This is a genomic window from Kribbella amoyensis (assembly GCF_007828865.1).
Classification (GTDB): Bacteria; Actinomycetota; Actinomycetes; order Propionibacteriales; family Kribbellaceae; genus Kribbella; species Kribbella amoyensis.
This window is the reverse complement of record NZ_VIVK01000001.1, coordinates 897,729-918,083: the sequence shown is the minus strand read 5'-3', so window position 1 is coordinate 918,083 and position 20,355 is coordinate 897,729. Positions and strand designations below refer to the sequence as shown.

Annotated in this window: 18 protein-coding genes; 5 read left to right on the top strand and 13 right to left on the bottom strand. The window is 71.6% G+C overall.

What is annotated here, in order from left to right:
* Positions 1 to 51: 51 nt before the first annotated feature.
* Positions 52 to 2,067 (top strand): kinetoplast-associated-like protein, encoded by a 2,016-nt coding sequence (locus FB561_RS04405; RefSeq protein WP_145803271.1) that lies wholly within the window; start codon positions 52 to 54, stop codon positions 2,065 to 2,067.
* A gap of 72 nt (positions 2,068 to 2,139) precedes the next feature.
* Positions 2,140 to 3,093, top strand: a complete 954-nt coding sequence (locus tag FB561_RS04400) for a DivIVA domain-containing protein (protein ID WP_145803269.1) — start codon at positions 2,140 to 2,142, stop codon at positions 3,091 to 3,093.
* Between the two features lie 70 nt (positions 3,094 to 3,163).
* On the opposite strand, the gene FB561_RS04395 is transcribed toward FB561_RS04400, so the two are convergent.
* Positions 3,164 to 4,057, bottom strand: coding sequence for an HhH-GPD family protein (locus tag FB561_RS04395; RefSeq protein WP_145803267.1), 894 nt, complete (start codon positions 4,055 to 4,057; stop codon positions 3,164 to 3,166).
* 32 nt (positions 4,058 to 4,089) lie between these two features.
* Here FB561_RS04395 and FB561_RS04390 point away from each other — a divergent pair, with 32 nt between their 5' ends.
* The gene (locus FB561_RS04390; protein ID WP_145803265.1) at positions 4,090 to 4,794 is read left to right on the top strand and encodes a hypothetical protein; all 705 of its coding nucleotides are present in this window, start codon (positions 4,090 to 4,092) and stop codon (positions 4,792 to 4,794) included.
* On the opposite strand, the gene FB561_RS04385 is transcribed toward FB561_RS04390, so the two are convergent.
* From FB561_RS04385 to FB561_RS04370, 4 genes are all read right to left on the bottom strand, one after another.
* Entirely contained in the window at positions 4,782 to 6,305 is a 1,524-nt protein-coding gene (locus tag FB561_RS04385) for a DHA2 family efflux MFS transporter permease subunit (protein ID WP_202880540.1), read from the bottom strand. The genes FB561_RS04390 and FB561_RS04385 overlap by 13 nt on opposite strands.
* Positions 6,281 to 6,856, bottom strand: a complete 576-nt coding sequence (locus tag FB561_RS04380) for a PadR family transcriptional regulator (RefSeq protein WP_238334646.1) — start codon at positions 6,854 to 6,856, stop codon at positions 6,281 to 6,283. The genes FB561_RS04385 and FB561_RS04380 overlap by 25 nt, the downstream gene beginning before the upstream one ends.
* Positions 6,857 to 6,952: 96 nt before the next feature.
* Positions 6,953 to 8,008, bottom strand: coding sequence for a DNA integrity scanning diadenylate cyclase DisA (gene disA / locus FB561_RS04375; protein ID WP_145812750.1), 1,056 nt, complete (start codon positions 8,006 to 8,008; stop codon positions 6,953 to 6,955).
* A gap of 312 nt (positions 8,009 to 8,320) precedes the next feature.
* Positions 8,321 to 9,259, bottom strand: a complete 939-nt coding sequence (locus tag FB561_RS04370) for a beta-ketoacyl-ACP synthase III (RefSeq protein ID WP_145803263.1) — start codon at positions 9,257 to 9,259, stop codon at positions 8,321 to 8,323.
* Between the two features lie 263 nt (positions 9,260 to 9,522).
* On the opposite strand from FB561_RS04370, the gene FB561_RS04365 reads away from it, so the two are divergent.
* Positions 9,523 to 10,083: a dihydrofolate reductase family protein gene (locus FB561_RS04365; RefSeq protein ID WP_145803261.1), complete on the top strand. Its 561-nt coding sequence runs from the start codon at positions 9,523 to 9,525 to the stop codon at positions 10,081 to 10,083.
* Positions 10,084 to 10,105: 22 nt separating this feature from the next.
* Here the strand turns inward: FB561_RS04365 and radA are convergent, their stop codons facing one another.
* From radA to FB561_RS04335, 6 genes are all read right to left on the bottom strand, one after another.
* Positions 10,106 to 11,515 carry a DNA repair protein RadA gene (gene radA, locus FB561_RS04360; RefSeq protein WP_145803259.1) on the bottom strand — a complete coding sequence of 470 codons (1,410 nt, stop codon included), beginning with the start codon at positions 11,513 to 11,515 and terminating at the stop codon, positions 10,106 to 10,108.
* A gap of 64 nt (positions 11,516 to 11,579) precedes the next feature.
* On the bottom strand, positions 11,580 to 12,905 hold the full coding sequence (locus FB561_RS04355; protein WP_145803257.1) for a hypothetical protein: 1,326 nt from the start codon (positions 12,903 to 12,905) through the stop codon (positions 11,580 to 11,582).
* On the bottom strand, positions 12,902 to 14,674 hold the full coding sequence (locus FB561_RS04350; RefSeq protein ID WP_145803255.1) for an ABC transporter permease subunit: 1,773 nt from the start codon (positions 14,672 to 14,674) through the stop codon (positions 12,902 to 12,904). Before FB561_RS04350 ends, FB561_RS04355 begins: the two co-directional genes overlap by 4 nt.
* Positions 14,674 to 15,912 (bottom strand): ABC transporter substrate-binding protein, encoded by a 1,239-nt coding sequence (locus tag FB561_RS04345; protein WP_145803253.1) that lies wholly within the window; start codon positions 15,910 to 15,912, stop codon positions 14,674 to 14,676. The genes FB561_RS04350 and FB561_RS04345 overlap by 1 nt, the downstream gene beginning before the upstream one ends.
* The gene (locus FB561_RS04340) at positions 15,909 to 16,460 is read right to left on the bottom strand and encodes a P-loop NTPase family protein (protein WP_145803251.1); all 552 of its coding nucleotides are present in this window, start codon (positions 16,458 to 16,460) and stop codon (positions 15,909 to 15,911) included. Before FB561_RS04340 ends, FB561_RS04345 begins: the two co-directional genes overlap by 4 nt.
* 75 nt (positions 16,461 to 16,535) lie before the next feature.
* Positions 16,536 to 17,231, bottom strand: coding sequence for a class I SAM-dependent methyltransferase (locus FB561_RS04335; protein ID WP_145803248.1), 696 nt, complete (start codon positions 17,229 to 17,231; stop codon positions 16,536 to 16,538).
* A 115-nt stretch (positions 17,232 to 17,346) separates the two neighbouring features.
* Here FB561_RS04335 and FB561_RS04330 point away from each other — a divergent pair, with 115 nt between their 5' ends.
* The gene (locus FB561_RS04330) at positions 17,347 to 18,153 is read left to right on the top strand and encodes an SDR family NAD(P)-dependent oxidoreductase (protein ID WP_145803246.1); all 807 of its coding nucleotides are present in this window, start codon (positions 17,347 to 17,349) and stop codon (positions 18,151 to 18,153) included.
* A 71-nt stretch (positions 18,154 to 18,224) separates the two neighbouring features.
* Here the strand turns inward: FB561_RS04330 and FB561_RS04325 are convergent, their stop codons facing one another.
* Positions 18,225 to 18,827 (bottom strand): TetR/AcrR family transcriptional regulator, encoded by a 603-nt coding sequence (locus FB561_RS04325; RefSeq protein ID WP_145803244.1) that lies wholly within the window; start codon positions 18,825 to 18,827, stop codon positions 18,225 to 18,227.
* A gap of 78 nt (positions 18,828 to 18,905) precedes the next feature.
* Positions 18,906 to 20,186, bottom strand: a complete 1,281-nt coding sequence (locus tag FB561_RS04320) for an MFS transporter (protein WP_145803242.1) — start codon at positions 20,184 to 20,186, stop codon at positions 18,906 to 18,908.
* Positions 20,187 to 20,355: the final 169 nt, after the last annotated feature.

Here is a 20,355-nt window from a genome sequence, read left to right as displayed (position 1 = left end):
AGTGGACCCGGACTGTTGGAGAGGGGGCCGGAGATGGAATCATCTCCTCGCATGGACGCCCCGCGTCTGCTCCTGACCCAGGAACCGGTCGCCGACGCCGGTTCCTTTGGCGTGCGGCAAGCGGGCGGCGTGCTGGAGCGAGCGCAGCGGATCGCGGACACCCTCCGGGAGCAGGCCGAGCTCGAGAACGACACCGCGCTCGAGGAGGCCGAGCGGATCCGGATCGACTCCGGCCGGCTCCGCGCCGACGCCGAGGCGGCCGCCCAGAAGCTCCGCGCCGACGCGTCGTCGTCGGCGCAGCGGCTGCTCAACGACACCGAGCGGGCCGCCGAGCAGCTGCGGTCCGAGTCCGAGGCGCAGGCCGACCGGCTCCGCACCGACGCCCTCGCCGAGGCTGAGCGAGTCCGTGCCGAAGCCGCCGCCGAAGCCGAGCGAGTCAGGTCGGAGGCCGAGGCCGAAGCCCGGCGGCTGACCGAGGAAACCGCGGCCGAGGTCAAGAGGCTGCGGGAAGAGTCGACCGCGGAGGCCGAGCGGATCCGGCGGGAGTCGACCGCCACCGCCGAGAAGCTCAAGGCGGACTCCGAGGCCGCGGCGGCGAAGCTGCGGACGGACGTGGCCGCCGAGGTGGCCAACCGCCGCGAGGAGTCCGAGGTCGCCGCCGACCGGCTCCGGGACGAGACCCAGGCCGCCGCGGACGAGCTGCGCGCGGAGTCGCAGGCAGCCGCCGCCCGCCGGGTGGCCGACGCCGAGGCCGAGGCCGCGGTGCTCAAGGAAGAAGCCGAAGAACTGCTCGACGACGCGCGGCAGACCCGCGAGCTCGCACAGCAGACCGTCGAGCGAGCCAGTCGCGAGGCACAGCAGCTGGTCGCGGACGCTGGTGACCAGGCTGCCCTGGTGTCCCAGGCCGCTGTCCGCAACGAGGCCGAGCTGATCGCGAACGCCGAGGCCGAGGCGACGGAGCTGCGCACCGCGGTCGAGCGCGAGGTGGAGGCCGCCCGCGAGCGGTCCCGGTCCGAGATCGCCGAGGCGCACGCCGAGATCGAGCGGCTGCGCGGCGAGAACCGGGCCGAGCTGGACCGCCGGACCGCCCAGCTGGAGGAGACCGAGCGGGCCAAGCTGGCCGCGATCTCGCTGGAGATCGACAAGCTCCGGACCGAGGCGATCGAGGAGCTCGCCACCCAGAAGGCCGCGGCCGAGGAGACCAACGAGCGGCTGATGGCCGACGCCCGGGCCCAGGCGAAGCTGGTCGTCGACAGCATCGAGGCCGACCGGCGGACCGCCACCGCGGAGGCCGAGCGGATCGTCGAGGAGGCCAACGCGGCCGCCGAGCTGGCCCTGGCCGAGGCGGAGAAGCAGACCGCGTGGAGCAAGCGGACGGTCGACGAACTGGTCGCCGCCGCCGAGGCCGAGGCGCAGACGATCCGGGAGCAGGCGAGTGCCGACGCGACCGAGCTGCTGCGGCAGAAGCGGGCGCACCTGCGCCGCGTGATCAGCCGCTCGACCAGCCGGCTGAAGGCCACCCAGGAAGAGATCACCCGGCTCAACGCCGAGCAGACCACGCAGGCCGAGGCCGCGCTCAAGTCCGCCACCGCGCAGGCCGAGACGGCGCTGGACACCGCGAGCAAGCAGGCCGACCGGCTCACCGTCCAGGCGCAGGCCAAGGCCGAGCGGGTCCGCGCGATCGCTGACGCGGAGGCCAAGGAAATCATCGACCGGGCCCATCGCCGCGAGGCCGAGGCCGAGGCGAGTACGCAGCTGCTCCGCGAGCGGGCCGCCAAGGATCTCGCCGACGCGCAACGGCAGTCCCACGAGGTCATCCGCAAGTCCCGCGCCGAGGCGCAGCAGCTGGAGGCCCAGGCTCGCGAGCACGCCGATCAGCTGCGTGCCCAGGCCCGCAAACTTCTCGCCGACGCCGAGGCGAGGGTCGCCGCGCTGAACCAGCGCCGTGATGAGATCACCAAGGAGCTCACCCAGCTTTCGGGTGTGATCGAGGCACTCGCTGTACCGGGCATCCGCGCAGGTGGTGGAATGTCCTCCGGCGAGGGTTCCACGGGGGAATCAGGATGAGGACGTGACAGTCAGATCCTTGTCAGTGACAATGTGTGATCCACCCACCCACCGAAGTGAGCATCTGAAGACATGAGCAGTGAAGCACCAACTCCGTTCCGCACCGTTCTGCGTGGCTACGAGCCGGCCCAGGTGGACCAGCACGTCCGGGAGCTGACCACCTCGCTGACCGCACTGCAACAGCAGTCGGAGCAGCTCCAGCGCCACGTCCAGGAGCTGCAGTCACGGACCGACGCGGCGGAGGCCGCTGTCGTCACCGCCCAGGAGGACCGGGGAGACCGGACGCCGACGTTCACCGAGTTCGGTGAGCGCGTCGCCAAGATCCTGTCCCTCGCCGACGACGAGGCGCGCGATCTGGTCACCCGCGCCCGGGCCGACGCGGAGGCGATCGTCGCCGACGCCGAGGCGCACGCGAAGAAGGTCCGCAAGGAGGCCGAGCAGTACTCCCTGGACTGGAAGAGCGAGGTCGACGCCGAAGCCGCCCGCATCCTCGAGGAAGCGCGCACCCAGGCCGACGACATGCGGGACGAGGCCGAGCGGGACGCGAACGCGCGCCGCAGCGAGGCCCAGGCCCTGTACGAGCAGGAGCGGGCCAAGTCCGCCCAGGCCGCGGCCGCCTTCGAGACCACCCTGGCCGAGCGCCGGGGCAAGGTCGAGCAGGAGTTCGCCGCCCGGACGGCGCTGGCCGAGCAGCAGCTGGCCGCGGTCACCGACCGCGCCGCCCAGGTGCAGCGCGAGGCCGACCGGGCCCGGTCCGAGGCCGAGCGGCTGGCCCAGCAGCAGCTGGCCGACGCCAACCGGCAGGCGCAGGAGATCGTCGCGGCCGCCAAGGACAAGTCCGAGCGGATCCGGGCCGAGTCCGAGCGTGAGCTTGCCGCCGCCACGCAGCGCCGGGACAGCATCAACGCGCAGCTGACCAACGTCCGCCAGATGCTGGCGACGCTGTCCGGCAGCCCGGCGATGCCGCTCGACCTGCTCGGCGACGAGACCGACGACACCGCCGCGAGCAGCAGCAAGAAGAACTGAGCGACCGCAACCAGCCCAGTCCTTCGCAGGCCGGCGCCCGGACCCACCGTCCGAGCGCCGGCCTTCGTCGTCAGGCGGGCAGTCTGAAGCGGTGGTTGTCGAGTGGCTCGACCAGGCCGTCGGCGACCAGGCCGTCCAGGGCTCGTTCGCGCTGGACGTCATCCGGCCAGCACGCGTCCAGCGACGGCTTCGCGACCGGACCGTGCGCGGCCCGCAGGACGGCGAGCAGCCGGCCGCGGACCTGCCGGTCGGTGCCCTCGTACGTCTGCCCCCGCCGCGGCGGCCCGTCGTACGGCGGACTGCCGGCCAGTACCCACGCACAGCGCGCCCGGATCGGGCAGTCGGCACAGCGCGGCGTCCTCGCCGTACAGACCAGCGCGCCCAGCTCCATCGTCGCGACCGCCCATCGAGCCGCGGTGGCCTCGTCCTCGGGCAGAGCGGAGACGGCGAGCCGCTGGTCGGCCGCGGTCGGCGAGATGGTCGGCTGCGCGGTCCCCGTGAGAGCACGGGCGAAGACGCGCCGCACGTTCGTGTCCACCACCGCGTGCCGCTGTCCGAAGGCGAACGACGCGATCGCGGCCGCCGTGTACGTCCCCACGCCCGGCAACGCGAGCAGCGCCTCGTGGCTGTCCGGTACTTTGCCGCCGTGCTCGGCCACGATCGCCTGTGCGGCGGCGTGCAGCCGGAGAGCGCGCCGGGGGTACCCCAGCCGGTCCCAGGCCCGCACAGCCTCACCTGGCGCCTCCGCGGCCAGGTCCACCGGCTTCGGCCACCGTCGCAGCCAGGTGGCGTAGGCAGGGAGTACCCGGTTGACCGGTGTCTGCTGCAGCATGAACTCGCTGACCATCACCGCCCACGGACCGGCGTCCGGCTCCCGCCAGGGGAGTGTGCGGGCGTTCCCGGCGTACCAGTCGAGGACCGGAGCGTGCAGGGCTGATGCGAGGGGGAGCGGCGAGTCTGACATGGCAGGGTCAATCCTGACATTAAGGTGCGACCATGAGCAGCCTGCTCCGACCGATCGGGCACCTGCCCGCCAGTGTGTACTGGTTCCGGCGGGCGCTGCTGCTCGTCGTGCTGGTGGTCCTGGTGGTGTTGATGGCCCGGCTTTTCGGCGGCAGCGGCGACGACCAGCAGAACGCGGCGGCCGGCGGCCCCGAGCAGATTCCGCCCTCCAGCCAGCCACCGGTCCCGAGCACGACCCCGTCGACCGGATCGACGCCGTCGCCCGACAGGCCCGGTGACGGCAGGACCACCGCCTCCGGCAAACCGTCGACGCCGGTCAAGCCCAGCTCGACCCCGCCCGCGACGCCGAAGGACGTCCAGTGCACCGGCCGGGACGTCCGGATCGACGTCCTGCCCGCCGTCCGTACCGTGACCGCGGGTGGCTCGCTGAACTTCGCGGTCCAGCTCAGCGCGGTCCGGGACGAGTGCAAGGCGGTGATCGACCCGACCCTGCTGTCGGTCACGATCACCTCCGGCCAGGACCAGATCTGGACCACCACGCAGTGCGAGCAGGCGATCCCGCGGGCCACCCTGGTGGTTGCCAAGGGCAAGGACTCCACCAGTACGGTGCTCTGGAACGGCCGCCGGTCCGGCCCAGGTTGCCTTCCCGGCCAGCCGCAGGCGAAGGCCGGGACGTACGTCGCCAAGGCCGTGTACGACGGCCAGGTGTCAAGCCTGCAAGCGTTCTACGTCGTCTGACCCGCATCCGCCGCGGCGGTGTCGGCGGGCCGCGCCTCGAGGTACGTCGGCTTGCTGAACATCAGCGCGGCGACCAGCCCGATCAGCAGGACCGCGGCGGGCAGCATCAACGACTGCGCCATCGAGTCGCTGAACCCCTGGCTCAGGGCCTCAGGCAACTTCCCCCCACTGAACCCCTCACCGGCCGGTGCGACACCCCCTGGCATCGCCGGCAGGTTCGCGGCCAGCCGTGACTCCATCAGGACGGCGATGCCCGCGCTGCCGAGGACCGCACCCACCTGACGCGTCGTGTTGTAGACCCCGGCTCCCGCACCCGCCTGGTGCATCGGCAGGTTCCGGGTCGCCGTGCTGCCGATCGGTGCCCACATGAAGCCGTTCGCGACGCCCAGCAACGCGATCGGCAGCAGCAGCTCCCAGATCGGCACGGTCGGCTCGATCACCTGGCTGAGCCAGAACAGCGCGACCGAGCAGCAGAACAGCCCGAACCCGGCGATGTACCGTGGGTGGGCCCGATCGGTCAGCCGGCCGACGAACGGCGCCAGTACCCCGGAGATCACCGCCATCGGAACGAGCAGCAACGCCGCCCGGGTCGGGCTGAGTCCGCGGACCGCCTGCGCGTACAGCATCAGCGGGAACGCCATCGCGGTGATCGCGAACCCGACCGTGGTGATCGCGGTGTTGGCCAGCGAGAAGTTGCGGTCCTTGAACAGCGTCAGCGGCAGCAGTGGCTCCCCGCGGTTCCGGGACTGCCAGACCAGGAACACCGCGAGCACGACGATCCCGGTGATGATCAGCGACCAGACCGAGAGCGGTCCCTTGATCTGGCCCCAGTCGTACTTCTGCCCCTCCTGGATCCCGAACACCAGGCAGAACAGGCCGATCGTGCTCAGCGCGACCCCGAGCAGGTCGAACTTGTGCGGGTGCGTCGGCAGGTCCGGGACCAGCCGCAGCGCCAGCACGAACCCGACCACGCCGACCGGCGCGTTCACGAAGAAGATCCACTGCCAGCCGAGTCCGTCGACCAGGACGCCGCCGAGGATCGGCCCGACCAGGGTGGCCACTCCGGCGGTGGCGCCCCACAGGCTCATCGCCCGGCCACGCTGGTTCGGCGGGAAGATCCGGGTGATCACTGCCATCGTCTGCGGCGTCATCATCGACGCGCCCAGCCCCTGGAAGACCCGGGCCACGATCAGCATCTCGATCGACGTGGTCAGCCCGCACCACACCGACGCGACCGTGAACACCGCCAGCCCGGTCAGGTACAGCTTCTTCGGCCCGACCCGGTCGCCGAGCCGCCCGGTGATCAGCAGCGGCACCGCGTACGCGAGCAGGTAGGCACTGGTCACCCAGACCACCGTGCCGACGTCGGATCCCAGGTCGGCCAGGATCGCGGGCGTCGCCACCGACACGATCGTCGAGTCGACCAGGATCATGAAGAAGCCCAGCACCAGGGCCCAGAGTGCGGGCCACGGCCGGAGTTCGGGCTTCACCTGCTCGTGCGGTGTGACCATGCCAAGTCCTCGTTCTCGATCCTGTCGACGATCCCGACGAGCCAGTCGCGTTCGGCGGCCAGCTGGGTGCGGATGTAGTCCCCGGCCATCCAGAACGCCTCGGGCACCTGCCGCTCGGTGGCGTCGGCGATGCTCGTCTCGGCGTCCGCGAGCCGGCGATCCAGTTCGCGGACCCGCCGCCGGAACCGCTCCAGCGCGTCCTCGCGGTCGAGGTTGTGCGCTTCACCCAGTACCACCGGGAACAGCGGGTATTCGTACCGGAACGTCTCGATCCCGGCCTGCACCCGGCCGATCAGCGCGGCCTGGCCGGCCGGGGTGATCGCGTAGGTGGTCCGCTCGGGCCGGTTCCCGGACCGCTCGGTCCCGGTCGCCTCGACGAGTTCGTGCCCGGCGAGCCGCTCGACCGTGTGGTACAGCGAGCCGGGCCGGACCTTGACGAGCTGGTCGTTCCGCCGCTTGATCAGCAGCTGGTACATCTCGTAGGCGTGCATCGGGCGCTCGTTCAGCAACGCCAGCACGGCGATCCCCAACGGCGTCAGCTCGGCAGCCACCAACCACTCCACCCGGATTGATCCGTACGAACTATTCCACGTGGAGTATTACGCGCTCACGCCGCACCGATCAAGGCCCGGGATCGGGCGGCAGGCTCAGACGTAGCGTTCGAGGATGCTGGACTCGGCCAGCCGGGACAGGCCCTCGCGGACGGTGCGGGCGCGGTTCTCGCCGACACCGTCGACGGTCTGCAGGTCGTCGATACTCGCCGCGAGCAGCTTCTGCAGGTGGCCGAAGTGGTCGATCAGCCGGTCGATCACGGCGCCTGGCAACCGCGGCACCTTCGCGAGCAACCTGTACCCGCGCGGGGTCACCGCCGCGTCCAGCTGCTCGGCCCCGCCCAGCTGCAGGGCCCGGGCGACCTGGCCGATGTCGAGCAGGTCCGTCGGGCTGACCGCGTCGAGCTCGACCAGCACGTCGTCGGCCGTCTTCGGGCGGCGTCCGGTGGCCGGCGGCAGGTAGTCGCGGACGACCAGCTCGCGCTCGCCCGCGACCCCGGCGACCAGCTCGTTCAGCTGCAGGGTGAGCAGCCGGCCGTCGGTGCCGAGCTCGACCACGTAGCCGTCGATCTCGGTCGCGATCCGGCGCACCATCTCCAGCCGCTGCGCGACCGCGGCGACGTCGCGAACGGTGACCAGGTCCTCGATCTCCAGCGCGGACAGCGTCCCGGAGACCTCGTCGAGGCGGAGCTTGTACCGCTCCAGGGTGGCCAGGGCCTGGTTCGCGCGGGACAGGATCGCGCCGGAGTCCTCCAGCACGTACCGCTGGTCGTCGACGTACAGCGCGATGATGTGCATCGACTGCGACACCGAGATCACCGGGAACCCGGTCTGCCGCGCGACCCGGTCGGCGGTCCGGTGCCGGGTCCCGGTCTCCTGGGTCACGATCGCCGGGTCCGGCATCAGGTGCACGGCGGCCCGGATCATCCGGACCGCGTCCCGGTCGACGATGATCGCGCCGTCCATCTTGCTCAGCTCGCGCAGTCCGGTCGCGGTGAACTCGACGTTGATCTCGAAGCCGCCGGTGGAGATCGCGTCGACGGTCTTGTCGTGACCGAGCACGATCAGCGCGCCGGTCCGCCCGCGCAGGATCCGCTCCAGCCCTTCGCGCAGTTCGGTGCCGGGCGCCACCGCTGCCAGGGTCGCGCGCATCCGCGCGTCGGTGCTGTTCTTGTCGGTATTCGCCGCCACGGCACCTGAGTCTATGCGGCGCGGCCGCCGGGTGTGAGCGAAGTGCCCCGGGAGCGGCCGATCCGGGCGGCGTGACGGCCGGGCCGGTGCGAACGCTCGTGCATCCGGGCGTGCACCGGTTCCGTGCACGGCCGATCCCCGCCGCAAACCCCAGAAAACAAAGCCGGTACGCCGTCCGCCGCGTCCGCGCCGAAGCTCGGGACCCGGCCGCATTTCAACCAGATCACTTCGGCGCGTCGCGTCGCCGGACGCTGCCGGGGCGACGTCCTGAGGTCAGGGACAGCGGATGATCTGGCCGGCGTAGGAGAGGCCGCCGCCGAAGCCGAAGAGCAGGACCGGGGCACCCTTGGGGATCTCCCGGCGCTCGACCAGCTTGGACAGCGCGAGCGGGATGCTGGCGGCCGAGGTGTTGCCGGACTCGACCACGTCGCGGGCGACGACCGCGTTGACGGCGCCGAGGCGTTTGGCCAGTGGCTCGATGATGCGCAGGTTCGCCTGATGCAGGACCACGCCGCCGAGGTCCTCGGGCCGCAGACCGCTCTTCTCGCAGATCTGCCGCGCGATCGCGGGCAGCTGGGTCGTCGTCCAGCGGAAGACGCTCTGCCCCTCCTGCGCGAACTTGGCGTCCCGGCCCTCGATCCGGACCGCGTCGGACATCTCCGGAACCGAGCCCCAGACGACCGGGCCGATCTCCGGCTCCTCGCTCGCGACCAGTACGGCCGCGCCGGCGCCGTCGCCGACCAGGACGCAGGTGGTGCGGTCGGTCCAGTCGGTGAAGTCGGTCAGCTTCTCCACCCCGATGACGAGCGCCTTCGACGCGGCGCCGGCCCGGATCGCGTGGTCCGCGGTCGCCATCGCGTGGGTGAACCCGGAGCACGCGGTGTTCACGTCGAGCGCGGCCGGGCTGCCCAGGCCGAGACGCTGCGCGACCCGGGCCGCGATGTTCGGTGAGCGGTCGATCGCCGTACAGGTCGCGACCACGACGAAGTCGATCTCGGCCTTGTCGATGCCGGCGTTCGCGACGGCCTTCTCGGCGGCCCGCCAGGCCATCTCGTCGACCTGCTCGTCGGGCGCGGCGACCCGGCGTTCGCGGATGCCGACCCGGCTCTGGATCCACTCGTCGCTCGTCTCCACCATGGTCGCGAGCTCGTCGTTGGTGAGCACCCGCTCCGGCTGGTAGTGGCCGAGCGCGACAACTCTGGATCCGGTCATGAGTGCTCCTCCGAGAGGGGTACCGCGGCCTGGGGCGTGACCGGCGGCGGGTCGGGGCTCGCGGGCGTACCGCGGTGGGGGCCGCCCACCAGAGTACGTTCCGCCCAGTCATGGGGTGGACGGGCGTCTCACCACCCGGTGAACACCGGCCGACACGATGTGAGCGGAGCCACAGGTGGGATTTGTCCGCAGCGATGTCAAGGGCGCCGGGACCGCTCCGACCACCGGGCGAGTACACCCCCTGAGCGGCAAGGAGCAGGACCATGCGAAAGATCGTCTTCTACGTGCACACCTCCGTCGACGGCTACATCGAGGGCCCGAACGGAGAGTTCGACTGGCCGGTGATGGGGCCGGAGCTGTCGGCGTACGCGATGACGCTGAACGAGCGGACCGGAACCTTCCTGTACGGCCGGGTGGTGTGGGACATGATGTCCGGCTACTGGCCGGAGGTGGAGTCGATCTCCGACCACCCGCACGACCTGGAGTTCGCCCCGGTCTGGCGGAAGACGCCGAAGGTGGTCGTCTCCACGACCCTGGAGTCGGCCGACTGGGACACCACCGTCGTCCACAGCATCGAAGAGCTGGCCGCGCTGAAGGAAGGGACCGGCAGCGACCTCCTGCTCAGCGGCGGTTCCGCGTTGGCGTCGGCGCTGACGGAGCAGGGCCTGATCGACGAGTACCACGTCGTGATCCACCCGGTCCTGCTCGGCGGCGGCAAGCGCCTCTTCCCCGAGGGCCGGTCCCGTCGCCCGCTGGAGCTGCAGGAGTCCCGCGTCTTCGACGGCCGGACCACCCTGATGGTCCACCGCCCGGCCGCGAGCTGAGCCGCGACCCGGCGGATCGAGGTCAGAGGATGCCGGCGGCGTGCATGGCGGCGCGGATGTCGCCGGCGGCGAAGACGCGCAGGCCGTACTTGGCCTGCATGTCCAGCGGTTTGAGGTCCTTGCTCCGGTTCGGGACGTCGGCGGGCACGATCGCTTTCGTGAACCCGAGCCGGGCCGCTTCGGCCAGCCGCTTCTCCAGCCCGCCGACGCGCCGGACCTCGCCGGCCAGGCCGACCTCGCCGATCGCGATCAGGCCGGGGTGGATCGGTTTGTCGGTGACCGAGGAGGCGACCGCGATCGCGACCGACAGATCGGCGACCGGCTCGCTGATCTTCACGCCGCCGACGGTCGCGACGTACACCTCCTGGTCGGTCAGCTTCAGGCCGGCCCGGTTGCCGAGGACGGCCAGCACCATCGCGACCCGGGACGACTCCAGCCCGGACGTGGTCCGCCGGGGCTGCGGCGCCGCCGACGGCCCGACCAGGGCCTGCACCTCCGCGAGCAACGGGCGGCGGCCCTCCATCATCACAGTGACGCACGTCCCGGCAACCGGCTCGGCGTGCTCGGAGACGAACAGGCCGGTCGGGTCGCTGACCTCGACGATGCCGGTGTCGACCATGTCGAAGCAGCCGACCTCGTCGGACGGGCCGAACCTGTTCTTCGTCGCCCGCACCATCCGGAACCCGGAGTGCTTGTCGCCGTCGAACGCGAGCACCACGTCGACCAGGTGCTCGAGCATCCGCGGCCCGGCGATCGCGCCCTCCTTGGTGACGTGGCCGACCAGGACGACGGCGATGTTGCGCTCCTTCGCCAGCCGGACCAGGGCGCCGGTGACCTCGCGGACCTGGGTGACACCGCCCGGCGCGCCGTCGACGTCGGGGTGCGCCATCGTCTGCACCGAGTCGATCACCAGGAACGACGGCTCGACCGCGTCCACCTGGCCGATCACCGCGGACATGTCCGTCTCGGCGGCCAGGTACAGCTCGTCGACCAGCGCGTCCGTACGACCCGCGCGCAACCGGACCTGGGCGGCCGACTCCTCACCGGAGACGTAGAGCGTGCGCTGACCGTGCCGGGCGGACTGCGCCGCGACCTCCAGCAGCAGCGTCGACTTGCCGACCCCGGGCTCACCCGCGAGCAGGATGACCGCGCCGGGGACGACGCCGCCACCGAGCACCCGGTCGAGCTCACCGAGACCGGTCGGCCGGGACTCGGCCTCGATCGCGGACACCTTGGCGATCGGCATCGCGGGCGACGACACCGGCCCGGCGGTGATTCGGGCGGCCTTCGGTGCGCCCACCTCGGCGACCGTCCCCCAGGCCTGGCACTCGCCGCAGCGGCCGGCCCAGCGCGCCGTCGTCCACCCGCACTCCGAGCAAGCGAACGGCGACTTGCCCGCCTTCGATCTGGTCTGCCCCGCAGCCTTCGCCATGCCCGACAACCTAGGCGACCCCGCCGACAAAACCCGCAACCACCCGAAGGGTGAGTCGTGGCCGTCAGTGCAGGCGCCACCGGGTGATGGCCTGGCGGAGGCGGCTCGCCGTCGTCCGGCGTTCCGGCTCCTCGGGGAACTCCGGTGGTTCCGCGGTCTGCTTGGCGGCTTCCAGGTACGTCGTCAGCGTCGGGCTCTTGTAGCCACGCAGAAGGGCGCTCTGTTCCAGCAGGAGGACCGCCTCGTCCAGCCGACCGGCCGACACCTCCGCGGAGCCGAGGTGTTGCAGGCATCGTGCCTGGCCCTCGGTTTCGTTGATCTCGGCGTAGAGGTGTTCCGCGTGCTGCCACCACTTGCGGGCTTCGTGGTTGCTGCGCAGCATCCACGCGGCCACACCGGTCAGCTCCACCGCGTGGGCGAGGCCACTCGCGTCTCCCGCGGCGGTTGCGCGAGCAGCGGCCGGGCGGAGTTGGTCCAACGCACCCTCGGGATCCTGCTGGTAGAGGTGGACGATCGCGAGGTTGATGTGGATCGCCACCTCGGCCGCGAAGTCCGGACCAGGCCGGCTCAGCCGTGCGTCGTCCAGTCGGTCCCGCGCGTTCAGGACGACCTCGTCGCGATCGTTGCCGACCGGTGCCGATGCCGCGTGGGCCAGGTGGACCAGGGCGTGCTCCACCTGACGCCGGGTCTCCAGCGCGGCCGCTGTCCGGCTGCGTGCCCTCCTTGCCGGTGCCACGTTGCCGGACTGGCCGAGCCGGGTGTTCGCCAGGTCCAGGTCGCCCAGCATCCGGTACGCCGTGGCCGCCCGCGCCGCCGCGAGTTCGGCGAGGTCACGGCGTCCACATCCGTCGGCCACCGCGCCCAGGAACTCGCTCAGCGTCAACAGTTCCTCGGGATCACGACGCACCACGTACCAGGAGTCCAACGCGTCGCAGATCCGGGCGACGTCGTCCGCGGTCCCGGGGGTCGCTTTCTCGGTGAGCAACAGGGTGCGCAGCCGTGGTTCGTTCTGCTCGAACCACTCGGCGGCCGCCATCCCGCCGGAGTCCGAGCCGAGCGACACCAACCACTGCTCGGCCTCCTCCGCGGCGGTCCGCAGCTTGTTGCCTTCAGCAACTGTGGCCGCGGTACCGGCTCGCCAGCGACGGTATCTCCGCAGGCCGATGGGCGCGTTGTAGATCGCCCACACCAGCGCGAACACCACGGTGACGCTGAACCCGGCAACGCTGATCCAGCCACCGCTGTCGAGGCTCTGCGAGAGCTTGTCGCCCGCCAGGCCGGACAACAACGCGGACGCCAGCGCGCTGATCCCGAAGATGTCACCGCGCCGCCGATCGCGTTTCTCGCTCGCCTTGTCCTCGGCCGGCTCGGGCTGTCCCTCATCGGTCACGGCCGGCTCCCCACGGTCAGGCCGCGCACGACGGTACGCCAGAACGACAGCAGCAGGACCACGGGCACGATCGACGCGACCACGGCCGCCGCGGCAACGGTCCCCGCGGACGCCGAGAACTGCCGCGCCTCGCCCCACAACACCAACGACAACGGGGTACTCCCGGGCCCGCTGATCAGGAAGCCGACGATGAAGTCGTTCCACACCAGCACGAACTCCAGTACCGCGACCGCCACCAACGCAGGGCGGTACGTCCGTCGCACGGTCGCCAGGACCGCGCTCTGCCGGGCCGGCCCCTGCAGCGCTTCGGCAACCAACACAGGAGGGGCAGAAGCGAACGCGGACCGCAGCAGCAGTACGGCGAACGGCAACCCAGCCGCGGCGTGGACCAGAGCCAACGCAACGCGAGACCCCGCGAGCCCGGCCGCGCCGATCGCATCCCGCAACGGAGCCGCGTACATCTGCACAGGCGTCACCGCGAGGACGACGAACACGCTGGTCACCACGCGACCCAGCCACGGCGGCAGCCCACCCCACGCGACCAGGTACGCGGTCGGGACCGCGATGACGAGCAGTACCACCGTCGCGATCGACGAGATCAGCAACGTGGAAAGGAGAGCCCGGAGCAACCCCACGTTCGCCGCGGCCGCGAACGACTCGAACCCGAACCCGCGCGCCGACCACCACCCGTCCAGCCCGGCCGCGGTCGGCGAGTGCAGGGCCGTGGCCACCAGGACGATCGCGGGCAGGATCCAGAACAACGCCACCGCGAACCCCACGGTCGACCCGACCCGCCTGGTTCGCCGGCTCGGCCGGGGCCGTCGGACCGAACGCTCCGCGGTCACCACGCTCACCGGCATCGCCCAGCGCCGGCGCCGCAACCCGCGAACCCCGATCACGCCGACGGCCGCGACGATCGCGAACAGGACGACCCCAAGGGCCGCGGTCCGCCCGGACGTACCGCCTGCCGACGAGCGCCACCAGTTGATCCCCAGCACGTCCGCGTCCTGTTGCAGCGAACCGGGAACGAGGATGAGCACCAGGTCGAACACCCGGACCGCGGCGATCACCAGGGTCAGCGTGACCACTCCCGTGATCGGGCGCAGCAGCGGCAGTTCGAGCACCCGCAACCGCCGCCATCCGGTGACGCCCTCGGTCTGGATCGTGCGGCTCACGTCGTCGGGGATGGCGTCCAGGCCGGCCCGGAACAACGACACGACGTACCCGAGCCAGGTCCAGCCGAACGCCGACACGAGCACCAGCCAGAACATGCCCGGCCCGAGCCAGACCGGGCTGGTACCGAACAGCTTCGTCCAGACCGCCGTGACCGTGCCGCGTTCGGGGGTCGGATCGAAGATCAGCCGGAACGTCGCACCGGAGACCAGGACCGAGACCGCGAACGGGATCACCAACGCCGGTTGGAGGAACGACGACACGGCGGGCAGCCGGTAGCTCACCAACGCGAGCAGGAACCCGAGCACGACGAGCCCGAAAGCGACCGCGACCCAGGCCAAACTGTTGCCCACGGCATGCAAGGCCGCAGGGTCGGCCATCACCGCGAAGTTGCCGAACCCGAACGACCCGTCCGGCAACCGGAACGCCGCCACCACGGTCACGCCGACCGGGATCAGCAGCAGACTGCTGAGCAGCAAGGCCGGCAGGCCGAGCAGGTACGGACCCGCCGGCCGGCGTGGACGGCCAGGCACCGGGCGGCCCGAGATCTCCCGCCCGACGAGCTCGATGGACAGGTTGTTGGTCCGCAGCACCATCAGCTCTCCACCTTCGCCAGCTCGGTCAGCGCCACGTCCACCGCTTCCCGAACCACCTCGGTGCCCTGGTCACCGACGCGGACCAGGAAGTCGTTCAGCACGCGCTGCAATCCGTCGTCCAGCTGGTACAGCCGGTCGGACAGGTCGAACTGCAACGACCTCCCCGGGGCCACCAGTTGCTCGGCGAGCCGCGTGAGTTCGGGCGAGTACCCGGTGGTGCGGCCGTCGGCGAGGAAACCGCCGGTCGCGATCCACGGATCCGCGGCGGCCGGGACGGCGAGCCGGCGGACCAGCTTCTGCGCGTCCTCGGAGGCCGGTCTCGGCAGCACCATCACGTCACCGCCGACGACCACCGGCGCTGCCGTACCCCGGGTCATCGAGGGGAACGTGAACAGGCCGATGTCGTCCGGGTCCGCGGCGAACGAGCGGACCACCGGTTCGGCGAAGTCGGACGCGAGCACCATCGCCGCGCGCCGATGCCCGAACACCTCGACGATCGCGTCCGGGAACTGCTGGACCAGCGACCGGTCGACGCCACCCGCGAGGGTCCCGGGTGCCGCCCACAAAGTACCGAGCAACCGCAGCGCAGCAGCGAAAGCGGGCTCCTGGGAAGGACGGGGCTCCGCGGACGATGCCAGCGACCGGTACGCCGAGGGTGCGGACCCGAGCAGGACGTTCTCCAGGAAGTCGGTCAGTACCCAGCCGTCGCCCGCCGCGAGCGCCAGCGGCCGGATCCCCGCCAGGGAGAGTTGCCGATTCACCTGGAGCCAGTCGCTCCACACCTTCGGCGGCTCCACGCCCACCTGCTTGAAGACGGACGGGCGGTACCAGATCGCCGACTTGTGCGCGGTCTTGAACGGGACGCCGTACGTCTCGCCTTCCTGCACCAGCAACTCGTCCCACAACCGGGTCCGGCCGCGGTCGGCCAGCTCGGCGGGGACGGGCTGCAGGTTCTCCAGCTGTTGGGGAACCAGTCCGGGCCGCGGCAGCATCACCACATCGGGCCGCCGGGTCGAGCGCGGACCGAACGCGGTCGGGATGTCGTCGCCGAGCGGGATCACCTCGACCGGGAACTCCAGGTCACCGAGTCCGTCGAGCACCCGGTGGAACTCGCGCAGCTCCGCGCCGCTCCAGCTCACCGCGACCCGGACACTGCGGCGCAACCCGAGGACGTCCGGTGCGCACCCGGACAGAGCGGCGGCACCGACGGCACCGAGGAAGAGACGGCGACCGATCACGCACCGAATCCCGTCGTCCGATCGGCGTCCGTGGTGATCAGCAGGAACGCGGCCGAGAACAGCTCCGGGTTCGTCTTGTCGAAGCGCAGCAGCGATCCCCAGGTCGGCAGGCCGGCCGCGTCCTCCAGCACGATCACCGCGGGGACCGCACGCAAGGCGCGCGCCACTCCGGCCAGGCGTCGCCGTCCCGGGGTCAGCTCGTGCGGATAGCGGTCGAGCACGTCCTCCAGGCCACACGAGGACGCCGTCATCCGGCAGACGCCCTCGGCCGCTCGCCGGGTGACGCGGTGGGTGACCGTGTGGCCGTGGACGATGTTGCCGAGCACGGTGAGATGGGGGAGCAGCCCGCCTTCGGCCGGGACCAGACGGACCGGCTGGGACGCCTTCACCACGGCGCCCTCGGGCGGATCCTCCTGGCCGACGATCACGTCCGCGCAGTACCGGGCCTCGTCCACGCTGCCGGTCAGCAGGGACCGCTGGACGCCGATGTCGAGACGGAGGGACTCGGGGTACGCGGGCAGCAGCCGTTCGAGCAGCAGTCCGTCCATGCCGGCCAGGCGCCTCCCAGGTCGTTGGCGTCTTACCTTAGGAGGCGCGCGGGGTCGTCGCAGCGTGACAGCGTGTCAGTACGTCCGGGACCACAGGTTGATCGCGTAGTCGACCTCGGTGCCCGGATGCGAGGCGATGATCCGCTCGGCGTCGGCCGGCTTGAACTCGATCCGCACCACCGCCTCGAAGTCCTCGCGCGCCTCGAACCGCCAGCCCATGTCCAGCTGGGTCCGGTGCCACCCGCGCGACGACCAGAAGCGTTCCACCTCGGCCGGCTTGATCATCGGGTACGCCGCGGCGAACCAGCCCCCGAACGTCGACCGGCCGGCATCGTTGTCGATCACGAAGGCGGTCCCGCCGCGCCGCATCACCCGGTCCAGCTCGGCCAGCCCTGGTTCGCAGCCGGGGCCGAAGAAGTACGCCCAGCGCGCGTGCATCACGTCGATCGAGGCGTCCGGCACGGGGATCTGCTGCGCCGTGCCCTGGCGGACGTCGACGGCCGGCAGGTTCCGCGTCCGCCGCCGGGCCGCCTCGGCCAGGGTGCCGTGCGGCTCGACCCCGATCACCCGCGCCGCGGTCGCCGCGAACATCGGCAGGTGGTACCCGGTGCCGCAGCCGAGGTCGAGCACGGTGCTGCCGGCCCAGTCCCGGATCGCCCGCAGGGCCGGCTCGATCACGCCGCCGGGGTCGACCGCGCGGTTCTCCAGCTCGTAGGTCTGCGGGTGGTGCCAGATGTTCGGGCTGGGGATCCCGCCCTCGGCGATGCTCACGGGCCGAGGGTAGCGACCGGTCCGGCGGTGGGGAAAAAGTGGACTTGGAAGTCCATTTTCTCCGGCGCAAACTGAACCCGACGGTCCAAAAAACAGACGACAAGGAAGTGACGAGATGGATCTCGGGTTGACTGGCCGGCGGGCCCTGGTGACGGGGTCGAGTGCGGGCCTGGGTGCGGCGGTGGCCAAGCTGCTCGCCGAGGAGGGCGCAGCGGTCGTGGTGCACGGCCGCGACGAGGCCAGGGTCGGCAAGGTGACCGCGGAGATCGTCGCCGCGGGCGGTAGCGCGGACGGCGTGGTCGGCGACCTGACCACGGACGAGGGCGCGGCCGCGGTGGCGAAGCTGGCGCTCGAGGGCGGCCCGGTGGACGTACTGGTCAACAATGCCGGCGCGTACGACGTCAGCCGCTCCTGGTCGGATCTCACGGCCGACGACTGGGCCGGTCTCTACAACCTCAACGTGCTGTCCAGTGTCCGGCTGATCGAGCGGCTGCTCCCCGGCATGCGGAACCGCGACTGGGGCCGGGTGATCCAGATCGGCAGTGTGACCGGGCTGCTGCCGCAGGCGTCCCAGCCGCACTACGCGGCGACCAACGCGGCCCGGCAGAACCTCGCCGCGTCGCTGGCCCGCGAGCTCAAGGGCACCGGCATCACCTCGAACCTGATCGCCCCCGGCGGCATGCTGACCGAGACCGGCGAGAAGAACCTCACCGCGCTCGGCCGGTCCCAGGGCTGGGGCGACACCTGGGACGAGATCGAGCCGACCCTGGTCCAGCACCTCGCGCCGAACGACACCGGCCGGATCGCCCGGCTGCACGAGGTCGCGGCCGCCGTGGCGTACCTGGCCAGCCCGGTCTCCGCCTACATCACCGGCGCGACGCTGCGGGTCGACGGCGGCTGGTACGACGCCCCGGCGGCCTGATCGCGATCCTGTCCCGGCGCGGCGGATCAGCGCCGAGCGCGGCGGCCGGTCCGGTGGATCGGCCGCCGCGGTCAGTCGGGAGGGCGGAGCTGGCGGAGGCCGAGGTCGAGGGCGGCTTCGAGGTGCTTGGTCTCACCGGTGGACAGCATCAGCACGACCCCGCCCTGCAGGCCGGCCAGCAACGCGGTGGCCGCCTGGTCGGCGTCGAGATCGGCCGGCGCTTCACCGAGGGCCTGGGTCCGCCGGATGCCGTCGGCGAGTGCGGCCGCCCAGTTCGCCATCATCGTGCGCACCATCGGGCGGCTGGCCGGATCGTCCCGGCCGAGCTGCTGCAGGAGCGCACCGAGCGGGCAGGTGTCGCCGAGTGCGCGGTACCGCTCGACGACCACGTCCCGCCAGTCCAGCCAGGACCGGAAGGTCGACAACTGGCCGAGATACGGCTGCTGGTCCTCGATCACCCGATCGGCCTCGTGCTCGGCGACCGCGAGCAGCAACGCGTTCCGGCCGTCGGGGAAGTAGTGGAACAACTGGCTCCGGCTCGTCCGCGTGACCCGCCCGACGTCGTCCAGCGTCGTCCCCTCGATCCCCCGCTCCCGCAGCAACTCGGCCGCGCCCTGGACGATCCGCTCCCGCGTCGCGACCCCCTTCGGCGTCAGCTTCCTGGCCGTCCTCACCACCGGCACCTCCAGCTCGCGAACCACCCGGCCCGGACAACCCCGCCAGCGTACTCGCGGGCGACCGCGGACGGTCGGTTACGTGCGTTGAGGGGTTGTTGCCGCGAGCAACGCGACGGGGATGAGCAGGAGGCCGCAGAGGACGGCCAGCCAGTGAAAGCCGAGGTACGCGAGGACCGGGCCGGCCGCGGTTCCGGCGACCGAGGCGAACGCGCCCATGGTGAGGTCGGACAGTCCCTGGGCCGAGGTGCGGATGTCGTCGGGAACGCTCCGGGACAGCAGCGTCGAGCCGGCCACCAGGCACGCCGACCAGCCGAGTCCGAGCAGGAACAACGCCAGGCCGGTCAGGCTGTGCGCCTCGTCGGGGGCGACAGCCGCGACCGTCATCGCGGACGCCAGGATCGCCAGCCCGATCCCGATGGTGGGGATCCGGCCGATCCGGTCGGCCAGCCAGCCCATCACCGGCGACAGCGCGTACATCCCGGCGACGTGTCCGCTGATCACGAAGCCCACGATCGTCAGCGAGGCACCGTGGTGGCGCAGGTGCACCGACGTCATCGACATCACCCCGACCATCACCGAGTGCGCGGTCGCGATCGCCACCAGTCCCAGCCGGGCCTGCGGGATCGCCATCACCCGGCGGAACGTCGCGGCCAGCGGTTGCCGTTCGACCTTGGCCCGCGGCGTCTCCTGGTGCAGCCGGCGCAGCCCGAACCACACCGTGACCAGGCTCAACCCGAACGCGACCACCGAGAACACGTACGGCCCGGCCAGCGCCGGGACGCCGAGGTTCGTGCCGACGGTGCCGCCGATCCCGGTGAGGTTCGGGCCGACCACGACGCCGATGGTGGTCGCCCAGACCACGATCGACAGCGCCCGGGCGACGTGTTGCGGGTCGGCCGCGTCGGTGGCGGCGTACCGGGACTGCAGGTTCGCGGCCGAGCCGCTGCCGAACAGACAACCCGCGACGAGCAGCAACGCCATCGAGTCGAGCTGCGCGGCGACGATGCTGAGTAACGCGCCCGCGACCGCGATCAGGTACCCGGTGGTGAGCGAGATCCGGCGGCCGTGACTCCGGGCCAGCCGAGCCAGCGGGACCGCGAGGATCGCCGCGCCCAGCGTCGTCGAAGTGGCGACCAGGCCGGCCAGCGAGGTGGATCCGGAGATGCTCTCCGCCAGCAAGCCCGCGACCGCGAACCCACTGGCCACCGCGACCCCACCGACGACGTTGCTGAGCACCAGCACCCGCAACGTCGTCCGCTGCACCGCCCGCGCCGACGAGCCGGTGGCCGGCGAACCGGGGGTGGACGGATCGGCGGTCGTGTCCTGGGGCCGGCGGTCGGTGGGTTCGGTCGTCACCCGCTCACCTTCTCATTGGATCCCTTCCCCGGCAGCCGCTTTGTGAGCGGTCAGACTGCGCGGCAGTGTTTCCACAGTGCGGATTGCGAACAGTTCGGAGCGTGGACCAGACCTGTTCCCCGCTCGGCCACCGCTTGTAAGGTCACTCCGACTGTGGCTGCGCTCTCAT